Raw genomic sequence first — 2407 nt, 5'->3', positions numbered from 1 at the left:
CGCTGCTGCAGGGACCCAACCACCTGGTGGCCTCCAGCAAGCTCTACGGCGGAACCGTCGACCTGCTCACCGACACCTTCGCCGACTTCGGCATCACCGTTTCCTTCGTGGACCCGGCCGACCCCGCGGCCTGGGCCGCGGCCATCACCGAGAAGACCCGCGGCTTCCTGCTCGAGTCGGTCTCCAACCCGCTGATCACCCTGGTGGACCTGCGCGCCATCACCGAGGTGGCGCACGCCGCGGGCATCCCGGTGGTCGTGGACAACACCCTGGCCACCCCGGCCGCCTACCGGCCCATCGACTTCGGCGCCGACGTGGTGGTGCACTCGGCGACGAAGGCCCTGGCGGGACACGGATCGGTTCTTGGGGGACTGGTCATCGACGCCGGCACCTTCGACTTCTCCGATGCCGCCCGCTGGCCGCAGATCGCCGCGCCCAAGGCAAGGTACTACGGGGACTCGCTGCTCGAACGCTACGGTTCCAAGGCCTACCTGATGCTGGTGCGCTCCAAGTTCCTGCACGACCTTGGACCCACGCTCTCGGCGGCCTCCGCCGCCGCGATCCTCACCGGCATCGAGACGCTCTCGCTGCGCGTGGCCAAGGCCCAGGAGAACGTGCTTGCGCTGGTCGAGGCACTGGCGGAGCACCCTGCGGTGGCCCGGGTCCACCACCCCTCCGCTGCCACCCACCCGGATCACGAACTCGCGGCCCGCGACTACCCGCGGGGGACCGGCTGCGTGTTCTCCTTCGACCTGGTGGACCCGGCGAAGGTGCCGCAGCTGGTCGACTCGGTGGAACTCTTCGCCCTGGCCGCGAACATCGGCGACACCCGATCGCTGGTGGTCCACCCGGCCGCCATGACCCATTGCCGGCTCAATGCGGAGAAGCTGGCCACCGCCGGGATCGGCGCCGGCACGCTGCGCATCTCCGCCGGCCTCGAGGATGCCGCCGACCTGGCGGCCGACCTGCTCGCCGCGCTCGACGCCCTCGAGAGTGACACGGCAACACCCGCCGCCGCACCCCGCGAAACCATCAACGCCTAGAAGAAGGGACGAACAACCATGGGCACCACCACCATCCACGGCTTCAACACCCAGGCCATCCACGCGGGCCAGGCCCCCGACCCGCTCACCGGCGCGGTCATCCCGCCGATCTACCAGACCAGCACGTTCGTCCAGGACGGCATCAACGTGCTGCGCAACGGGCACGAATACTCCCGCGGCTCCAACCCGACCCGCAGCGGATTCGAAACCCAGCTCACCGCACTGGAGGCGGGCCACGCCGGCTTCGCGTTCGCCTCCGGGATCGCCGCCGAGGACGCGCTGCTGCGCGCGGTGCTGGAACCGGGGGACCACATCGTGCTCGGGTCCGACGGCTACGGCGGCACCAACCGGCTCATCAACCGCCTGCACGGCAAGTGGGGGATCACCAACACCCCGGTGGACATCACCGACCTCGCGGCGGTCAGTGCGGCGGTGCAGCCGGGGAAGACCGCGCTGCTCTGGGTGGAGACCCCGTCCAACCCGCTGCTGGGCATCGCCGACGTGGCCGGCTGGGCGGCGATCGCCCGGGCCGCCGGCGCCCTGCTGGTCGTGGACAACACCTTCGCCACCCCGTTCCTGCAGCGCCCGCTCACCCTGGGCGCCGACGTGGTGGTGCACTCGACCACCAAGTACATCGGCGGGCACTCCGATGTGCTCGGCGGCGCGGTGATCGTGGCGGAGCGGGCATTCCGCGGCCAGGAGCTCGCTGAGGCCGTGGGCTTCCAGCAATTCGCCGGGGGAGCGGTGGCCGGGCCGCAGGACTGTTTCCTGGCTGCCCGCGGGCTGAAGACGCTAGGGCTGCGCATGGAGCGACACTGTTCCAACGCCGCCACCATCGCCGGATGGCTGCAGGGCCGCGGGGAAGTCGAGACGGTGCTCTACCCGGGCCTGGCAACCCATCCCGGCCACGAACTGGCCAAGAGCCAGTCCAACGGCTTCGGCGGGATCGTCTCGCTGCAATTTGCCGGAGGCGAGGCCGCCGCACGGGCGTTTGCCGAATCGACCCGGCTCTTTGCGCTCTCGGTGTCCCTGGGCGGGGTCGAATCGCTGGTTTGCTACTCCGCGGAAATGACCCACGCCTCGGTGATCGGCACCCCGCTGGCGGTGCCGCGGAACTTGGTGCGGCTTTCGGTGGGCATCGAGCAGGTCGAGGACCTCATCGCGGACCTCGAACTCGGGCTGGCCGCCGCCCGCAGCGCCTCGCTTCAAGGCGCCGCCGCCTGAGAAAAAGACTTGCGGCGGTCCCGCACATGGTCTGAGGGGGCCGGGACGGACCGCCGCATGCCCCGGCACGGTGTGTGAACACCGGATCAGGGGCCAGAAGCGGGGGGGGGGGGGGGGGGGGGGGGGGGGCGGCGGGGGCC

At 70.9% G+C, this 2407-nt stretch carries 2 protein-coding genes; both read left to right on the top strand.

The genetic code is table 11. The features are described 5' to 3' along the window. Nucleotides 1-1043, top strand: a 1043-nt coding sequence (locus ACIPVK_RS21675; protein ID WP_407614050.1) for an aminotransferase class I/II-fold pyridoxal phosphate-dependent enzyme, incomplete at its 5' end; no start/stop codon positions are given. Between the two features lie 18 nt (nt 1044-1061). Beyond that, entirely contained in the window at nt 1062-2267 is a 1206-nt protein-coding gene (locus ACIPVK_RS21670; protein WP_407614049.1) for a cystathionine gamma-synthase, read from the top strand. Nucleotides 2268-2407 lie beyond the last annotated feature (140 nt).

Origin of the sequence: Paeniglutamicibacter sp. MACA_103, from assembly GCF_045798555.1 — a bacterium.
Lineage (GTDB): Bacteria > Actinomycetota > Actinomycetes > Actinomycetales > Micrococcaceae > Paeniglutamicibacter.
Note: the sequence above shows the minus strand (reverse complement) of the source record. Positions and strands in the feature narration are given on the sequence as shown.